The following is an 8015-nucleotide window of genomic DNA, read 5'->3' as shown; positions in this document are numbered from 1 at the left end:
TGGATTTTATTTTCCCTTGAATTAACGACTTATTAATCACATTCCCAACAAAAACGCTGAACAAGGGTTCTATTTTATTTAAATCTAAATTCTGCCATGCACCATCTGAATTGAAAATATCATAAAAGCGCATTTCAGGGCTGGTTAGCATCTGTCCAATTGTGTATAAATTATCACGTAATTGGATATTGACTAGATCATTTTTCTTCCAAACAACACGTTTAGCCATAATTAGCATCGACCTCTTTTTTTAGGAACACGCTTTCGATCCCGCTAATAGGTTGGGGTATCATCGTATAGCAGAATTTCCCAGTATCTTTGATGGCAATCGCTTCAATTCTGTTGGTGCAATCATAACAGTAGTCGGTCTATCCCTGTTTGTTGTGTTTTTCGCCTACTAGCAGATCGGGGGAAAATGATTAATTCATTAATTGTAGACACCAATCTCTTCCGCTTTGGCAATTAACTCATCTTGCAATGAACCTTGTATTTCATCTCCATCATACTCAAGAATGAAATCACCACTAATATTAGGAGGAAAACATGAACCATCTATGGTGCCAAAAATTGTTGACATTGTATCTATCATTACTATACGCAGAAAATTAAAAATCTTTTCTTGGTCTTTATCTGATAGCTTTGCGATAATACTTCTTGCTCTTGCATAAGGATCATTATCGTTTGTAGATTTACTCGGATCACTTAAATGAATTTTATAATATTCAAGTGTATCATCCAAAAGCATAGATAAAAGTGAGGTAACTACTAATTCATCTTTTCCTATTTTATTCATTTAACAACCTCCTTTTCCATTAGGTTTTACTGTATTCATTTCTGGATATATTTCTTTATTTTTGGTGATTAATTTCTGAAAAGCGCTATTGGGTATTTGTGGGTAAACTCTTTTTAGCTAACGTATATCTCTAGCTAATAGTGCAAATAATACCGAAATTTGCACAATTTGACGAGACCCAAATTTAGACATTAATATCCCGGATATAGGCATCATAAATAATGCGCCAAGACCAAAAGTAAGAATAAAATAACCAATTACTTCGTCCGTGACATTAAAACGTGGTGCAAATTATGCAATTTGAATCGCCCAAGCGCCAGTTATAAATCCATTGTAAAATAATACAGTAACAGCACATCTTGCTCTTGATTCTATTTTTATTTCCTTTATCAATTCTCTATAAAAACTTCATGATCGCGATCCAACGAGATACTGTAATCGCCATTATCTTGTTTATTTACTTTAACTTCCAAAAAATTAGCTATTGCAGTTTTAGCACCATGCTTGATAAGTATTGTTTCTCCGATACCTACGCAATATGCACCGGCTTCAACAGCAGAGGTAACGCCACTAATTGAGTCCTCAAATACCAGTGTTTTATTGGGAGGTAGCATTAAACGTTTCGCACCTAAAATATACGGATCAGGGAATGGTTTACCACGAGACACATCATCACGCTCTACAATCACGGAAATACAGTCTTTAATCTGAAGCATATCCATGATCCTGTCAATTTTTTCTCGCCAGCCACTCGTCACTATTCCTACTCTTATTTTTGCAGCTGACAAAGCTAATATTAACTGCGCAACGCCGGGAATAGGCTCATAGTCAGCAGTATTTTCAGCATGAATAATATAGGCCTGTACTTTTTTTTGGTCATCTATTGGCAGGTGGCCAAAAAGCGCCTTTATTGTGTGCGGTCCTGGTTGGCCGTGAATATGATTTACTATATCACTATCAGTAACTTTGATTCCGTATAAAGCGCCGGCTTCAATCCAGGCTCCTTCAATAACAGTATTGGAGTCGATAAGTACACCATCCATATCAAATAAAACACCGGAAATTTTTTCTCTTGCATTACTCATAATTTTTTATCCTTTTGAGTTTAAAATAGGTGCAGCAACAACTATTTGCCCTAATGAAATTCCACCATCATTAGTTGGTACTAATTTATGGCTGTATGGTTTTAAATCAATTTTTTCTAAATGATCTATTGTATTCATGAGAATGAATTCATTACAAAAAACACCACCGCTTAATACAATTTGATTACACCCTGTCTTAGAAGCTAATTGTTTACACACAGTTTTAATTATTTCTACAATAGTGGAATGGAAACACCGGCTAATTTCTGACAAGTTCGGTTCTGTGCTTAGGAGAGCAAAAGTTATCTCTTTTATCATTGGTCTATAATCAATTTCAATATGACCATCCTTATCTTCAAGTCTGAACTTAAATGGTTTAACCATGTGCAAATCGCGTTCTAAAAGCGATTCTAACTCAATTGCTGCTTGCCCTTCATATTCAACGTTAGTGCAAACTCCCATTAACGCTGATACACCGTCAAAAAGTCTGCCAATACTACTTGTTGCAGCTGAATTGATTTTTTGTACCGACATTTTAGTAAATACATTCCTTTGTTGTTCAGACAACAAATTTAATGCTGGTATATCAAGCAAATCAAAATTATCACCAAAAGTTTCTGTCAACAGAGATACAGCAATGCGTAAAGGCTCTTTAATGGCTTTGTCTCCGCCGATTAATCGAATCGTTCGGAGACAAGCTGCTCTTGAAAAATTTTCAAAATCACCTATTAGAAATTCACCACCCCAAATGCTCCCATCTGTACCATATCCAGTCCCATCAAAGATTACACCAATAGTTTGACCCAATAATCCATTTTCAGCCATACATGAAGCCATATGAGCATGATGATGCTGGACCTGAATAACTTTCGTATTTAACTGATTTAAAGCTGTTCGTGTTGAACGAAACATTGGATGCAAATCACAGGCAATAGCATTTGTTTCTATACCTAGAAGTTTTTTTAAATGAGAAATACAATCTTTATGTGAGTCGAAAGTTAAGTCATTTTTAAGATCACCAATATGTTGACTCATAAAAACTTGTTTATCTTTTGAAAGGCTAATTGTTGTTTTCAATTCAGCACCCAATGCAGTAATTGAGCCAACTTCATATGCTAGATGAATCGGGTAAGGCGCATAACCTCTTGAACGGCGCAGAAATAACATCTGGTTTTTATCCTTTTTTTCATTAATCATAATACGAGCAACCGAATCATCAACGCGTGTATGAATATCACGATTGTTTAAAATGAAGTAATCTGCAATTTTACCTAATTGTTCTACAGCAGTTTTATTATCATAAACGATAGGATAACCTGATAAATTACCGCTAGTCATTACTAAAACAGGCATTGTAGGGTCTTCAAGTAACAAATAATGTAGCGGTGCGGACGGTAGCATTACCCCTATATTTGGATTGTGTGGAGCAACATCTTCCAAAAATTTAACTTTACGTTTTTGTAATAACACAATTGGACGTTGCGGGCTTTCCAAAAGAATTTTTTCTTCAAACTCTACGGTCGCAAAATTGTTGATGTTATCTACATTTTCAGCCATAACAGCAAAGGGTTTTGCATCTCTTTTCTTTCGTTTTCTCAGTTCTTTAACTGCTGAAGTATTTGATGCATCAACTACTAAATGAAATCCTCCTAAACTTTTTATTGCAACGATTTTGCCCTCTTTTAACTCTTTAATAGTAAAACGGACGATATCATCAGTGGATATAGGTTTGCCTGAATGATCAACCAATTCTAGTTCAGGTCCACATATCGGACATGCATTTGGTTGAGCATGATAACGTCTATCATCAATATTATTATATTCATGCTGACAGGATGGACACATTTTAAACGAACTCATTGTACTTTGACTACGATCATAAGGCATATCTTTAATTATGGAATATCGTGGTCCACAATTGGTACAATTTATAAAAGCATATCTGTAACGAATATTTTCAGAATCCCTCATTTCTGATAGACAATCATTACACACGTTGGAATCAGGAGGTATAATTGTATTCATATGGTCAAGCTGAAGACTTTTTCTAATGCTAAATGTTTGATAGCATTCATTATCAACTTGATCTATTATTGTTATATTTATTATTCGAGCTAGCGGAGGAGGCGTTGAGACTAATTCGTTCATCATTAATGCAATATTATCATTTGATGATTGTAATTCAATCAGTACACCTTCAGAGTCATTCAATACCCATCCATTAACGCCATAATTCTTGGCTAATCTATGAACAAAGGGGCGAAATCCTACCCCTTGGACAATACCGCTTACACGATAACGTTTGGTTACTTTCTCAACAGAGCCTTGGAAGTTCTGCACCATATAATTCCTCAATAGTAATTTGAGTACCGTCAGATTCAATCATGCAAACTTTTGGTTGTCCTACTCGCATAACTTCCCCAATAATTACAGCTTTCTCCCCAAAAGGATTTCTCTTAAGTATAGCGAGAACACTTTCCGCGGCATCAGGTTCAACAAACAGACATAAACAGCCCTCATTGGCTAAATTGATGATATCCACACCTAACATATCTGCGGCCATAGCTGTTTCAAGTTGAATTGGTAATGCAGCTTTTTCAATAACTATTTCACAATTTTGTGAACGAGCATGTTCATGAAGAACAGCTGATAGCCCCCCTCTTGTAACGTCTCTCATTGATGCAATTTTACCTTCTGGTACATTATCAAATATCTCTTGAATCATTTGATTTAGAGGCGCACAATCGCTTAGTATATCACGTTCAAATCCCAACCCTTCGCGCATTGATAATAAATGAATAGAATGGTTCCCTATATATCCACTTAAAATAATTTTCTGTCCTGGTTTTACATTTTTGATTGAAACAGGTGAATGCTCAAATATCCCAATGCCGGCAGTGTTAATAAAAAGCTTATCAGCTTCGCCTTTTCCAACAACTTTAGTATCGCCAGCTACAATTTTGACATTAGCAGATCTGGCGGTATCGCGGATAGATTCAATGATTTTAAACAATTCAGACATTGGCATACCTGCCTCTAAAATAAGACTAAGAGTTAAATAAAGTGGCTTTGCACCACTTACGGCCAAATCATTAACAGTACCACACACTGCAATTTTGCCAATATCACCATTGCCGAAAATTAAAGGGGTTACGACAAAAGAATCTGTCGTAAATGCAACTTTGCTAGTAGGTAAATTTAATGATGCGCTATCTTCCATTGCTCCAAGATAAGTATCATCGAGGATATAAGCAATTTTCTCAACCAGCTCTCGACTTAATTTTGCTCCAGTACCATGATCTAGAACAACAACCTCTTCATTTGACTTTATAATGTTCATTTTTAGCTCCATTAACTGCGTTCCGGCAAATCATCTTGCTTCTCTAGAAGAGCTAAAATTTCAGAAGATGAAGCTACTGTCGCGCAATAATTTGCCAGCCATTCTAAAGCACGATTGGTATCATCTATGGAAGGAGCAAAAACACCATCACTTGGAACCCATACATTGTACCCTCTAAAATAAGCATCAGCTGCCGTTGTTTGAACACAAACATGAGTTTGCAAGCCTGTAACAATCACTGAATTAACACCAAGTTTTTTTAGAATACCATCAAGGTCATTGTTGTAAAAACCAGTATCTCGTCCTTTTACTACAACAATATCTGAAGGATGACTTATTGTCTTCAATATCTGATTTTCTGGTATTCCAGCTAAAGCTGGAATACCACCTTCTCGATTTTTATATCTTTTTTGCACTGCTGGATCATTGGGATCATTAATCAACTGTAAATGTATAACTTGATGATTTAGATTCCTGATACCGTTTAAAAATTCATTAAATTTAGTAAGTTTTTCTTCCAGTTCTTCAGGTGATTTTGATATTTTGTAGGTAAATTCATATTGCAAATCATTAGTTAATAACGCTACTTTGGGCATGACGTCTATCTCCATGCAAAATTGAACTTTCTTAAATATAAACATTTGAGGAAGTTGTGTATAATGAAAAAAAAATCAGTTATTGATAAACATTTGGAATGGATATGAATATCGACATCCGACTGCTTAAAGCATTTATAACACTGGCTGAAACTAAAAGTTACCGCCTCGCAGCTGAAGCTTTGTTTATAACTCAACCTGCATTGACAAAACAAATTCAAGCTTTAGAAAGAATTATTGAAATGAAACTTTTTATTAGAGGTCGGAATGGAGCAAAATTAACATATATTGGAGAAAAAATATTTCTCGAAGCGCAAATACTTTTAAAGTATTACAATCATTTTTTTATCACAGCCAGTGATATTAAGAAGAATGCACATAACCATATATTAATTGGATTTGGTATTTCGTCATTCCAAAATGTACCTAAGTGGATTCATGCCTTTTCGGATAAATATCCTGAATATGAAGTTATTACCAGACAAATTCCATCTAGTACTCAAATTAAGATGTTGATGCAAGGTGAATTGGATATTGCCTTTGCTCGAATGCCGGTACACGATTCTCTAAATTCAATAATTCTATCTAAGGAACGGATCGTTCTTGCTGTGCCGGCTGACGTTGAAGTTAATTCCTCTAATCTTAATTATGTAATCGAAACACACTCTTTATTGCACATAAAGCCAAACTTAGCACCTTGTTTGGCTGAACAAACTAAAATGATGCTTGACCATATGAATATATTTTCAAATCCCGTATCAGCCACCAGTGATCTTTCGTCTCTTTTAGCGTTAATTGCAGGTAAAAATGGGGTTGCCTTTGTTCCGGCAAGTGTCCGTCATTTTTTACCGAAAGGCGTTAAACTCATTATCCCTGAATTTGAACAACCAGGGTGGGATATTGCTATGGTATGGAACCCAAAGATTCGTAATGAAAAAAGAGATCTGTTTTTAGAAATGGTTAAAACAATTGTAACTACCCCCTAAAATAGTGCAGCAAAAAAGTAGAAAATTCTCTATGATAAAAGTAAAAGGGGGGTAATTATGTTGGGGTTTTGGTTTCTTTATCTTTGTTTTTTTGATAATCATTCAGTTAAATAAAAAAGGGTAATTCCGTTTTCTTTTGATTATCTGCTTAACGAAGTGGTTCTGGTAGGCGGCGTGTCAGGGGACGCAATTTTTCTCTGTCATCCCATAAATCAGGGAATACTTCAAATTTCAGATCATCACGGTTAATACCTGTATCAAAATAGCGACAGAGGCGGTCTCGTAAATCTACATCACCCCACATATTAGTCATCTCATATTGTTCAATAAGCTTTCTATCTTGTGGAAGCGTTAAATCTTCTTTGATAATTGGTGCTCTAGTTGTACTTAAAATGCCATCAGCATCAGGAACAAGATCTATTAATTTTCCTCCTAAAAAATGAAAATTAAATTTGTCACCTTTGTAATGATCTCCATCCAAAATAGTATAGGCATCAATCCAATATCTTTCGCTAGGCTTTGAACTGGGTATTACTGTAATGGATTTTATTTTCCCTTGAATTAACGACTTATTAATCACATTCCCAACAAAAACGCTGAACAAGGGTTCTATTTTATTTAAATCTAAATTCTGCCATGCACCATCTGAATTGAAAATATCATAAAAGCGCATTTCAGGGCTGGTTAGCATCTGTCCAATTGTGTATAAATTATCACGTAATTGGATATTGACTAGATCATTTTTCTTCCAAACAACACGTTTAGCCATAATTAGCATCGACCTCTTTTTTTAGGAACACGCTTTCGATCCCGCTAATAGGTTGGGGTATCATCGTATAGCAGAATTTCCCAGTATCTTTGATGGCAATCGCTTCAATTCTGTTGGTGCAATCATAACAGTAGTCGGTCTATCCCTGTTTGTTGTGTTTTTCGCCTACTAGCAGATCGGGGGAAAATGATTAATTCATTAATTGTAGACACCAATCTCTTCCGCTTTGGCAATTAACTCATCTTGCAATGAACCTTGTATTTCATCTCCATCATACTCAAGAATGAAATCACCACTAATATTAGGAGGAAAACATGAACCATCTATGGTGCCAAAAATTGTTGACATTGTATCTATCATTACTATACGCAGAAAATTAAAAATCTTTTCTTGGTCTTTATCTGATAGCTTTGCGATAATACTTCTTGCTCTTGCATAAGGATCAT

The 8015-nt window shown here is 35.4% G+C and carries 8 protein-coding genes and 1 pseudogene; 1 reads left to right on the top strand and 8 read right to left on the bottom strand.

All coding sequences use genetic code 11. The features are described 5' to 3' along the window. The 6 genes and pseudogenes from A9G41_RS13045 to A9G41_RS13020 form a co-directional block, all read right to left on the bottom strand. Positions 1–238: pseudogene (locus A9G41_RS13045) on the bottom strand (hypothetical protein); the annotation flags it as partial. 189 nt (positions 239–427) lie between these two features. Continuing rightward, on the bottom strand, positions 428–793 hold the full coding sequence (locus A9G41_RS13040; protein WP_065581867.1) for a hypothetical protein: 366 nt from the start codon (positions 791–793) through the stop codon (positions 428–430). Positions 794–1182: 389 nt separating this feature from the next. Next, a complete protein-coding gene (locus tag A9G41_RS13035; protein WP_065581868.1) occupies positions 1183–1878 on the bottom strand; it encodes an HAD family hydrolase in 696 nt (231 codons plus the stop codon). A 6-nt stretch (positions 1879–1884) separates the two neighbouring features. Then, a complete protein-coding gene (hypF, locus tag A9G41_RS13030; protein ID WP_065581869.1) occupies positions 1885–4221 on the bottom strand; it encodes a carbamoyltransferase HypF in 2337 nt (778 codons plus the stop codon). Continuing rightward, a complete protein-coding gene (gene hypE, locus A9G41_RS13025) occupies positions 4193–5218 on the bottom strand; it encodes a hydrogenase expression/formation protein HypE (RefSeq protein WP_065581870.1) in 1026 nt (341 codons plus the stop codon). The genes hypF and hypE overlap by 29 nt, the downstream gene beginning before the upstream one ends. A gap of 11 nt (positions 5219–5229) precedes the next feature. Beyond that, positions 5230–5814 (bottom strand): cysteine hydrolase, encoded by a 585-nt coding sequence (locus tag A9G41_RS13020; protein WP_065581871.1) that lies wholly within the window; start codon positions 5812–5814, stop codon positions 5230–5232. Positions 5815–5918: 104 nt separating this feature from the next. Here A9G41_RS13020 and A9G41_RS13015 point away from each other — a divergent pair, with 104 nt between their 5' ends. Beyond that, positions 5919–6800: a LysR family transcriptional regulator gene (locus A9G41_RS13015; protein ID WP_065581872.1), complete on the top strand. Its 882-nt coding sequence runs from the start codon at positions 5919–5921 to the stop codon at positions 6798–6800. 148 nt (positions 6801–6948) lie between these two features. Here A9G41_RS13015 and A9G41_RS13010 read toward each other — a convergent pair whose 3' ends face one another. Further along, positions 6949–7578: a hypothetical protein gene (locus tag A9G41_RS13010; protein ID WP_176700434.1), complete on the bottom strand. Its 630-nt coding sequence runs from the start codon at positions 7576–7578 to the stop codon at positions 6949–6951. A 189-nt stretch (positions 7579–7767) separates the two neighbouring features. Further along, the coding region (locus A9G41_RS14375) for a hypothetical protein (protein WP_065652808.1) at positions 7768–8015 on the bottom strand (248 nt) is incomplete at its 5' end.

It is taken from the genome of Gilliamella sp. Nev5-1 (assembly GCF_001690895.1).
Lineage (GTDB): Bacteria > Pseudomonadota > Gammaproteobacteria > Enterobacterales > Orbaceae > Gilliamella > Gilliamella apicola_C.
The sequence above is the reverse complement of the archived record's forward strand: the minus strand, read 5'-3'. Positions and strand labels throughout refer to the sequence as shown.

Excerpts from the sequence above, each read along its gene's own strand:
- hypF (WP_065581869.1), bottom strand. The coding sequence starts at position 4,221 with ATGGTGCAGAACTTCCAAGGCTCTGTTGAGAAAGTAACCAAACGTTAT.
- A9G41_RS13035 (WP_065581868.1), bottom strand. The coding sequence starts at position 1,878 with ATGAGTAATGCAAGAGAAAAAATTTCCGGTGTTTTATTTGATATGGAT.
- A9G41_RS13015 (WP_065581872.1), top strand. The coding sequence starts at position 5,919 with ATGAATATCGACATCCGACTGCTTAAAGCATTTATAACACTGGCTGAA.
- A9G41_RS13010 (WP_176700434.1), bottom strand. The coding sequence starts at position 7,578 with ATGCTAATTATGGCTAAACGTGTTGTTTGGAAGAAAAATGATCTAGTC.
- A9G41_RS13020 (WP_065581871.1), bottom strand. The coding sequence starts at position 5,814 with ATGCCCAAAGTAGCGTTATTAACTAATGATTTGCAATATGAATTTACC.
- A9G41_RS13040 (WP_065581867.1), bottom strand. The coding sequence starts at position 793 with ATGAATAAAATAGGAAAAGATGAATTAGTAGTTACCTCACTTTTATCT.
- hypE (WP_065581870.1), bottom strand. The coding sequence starts at position 5,218 with ATGAACATTATAAAGTCAAATGAAGAGGTTGTTGTTCTAGATCATGGT.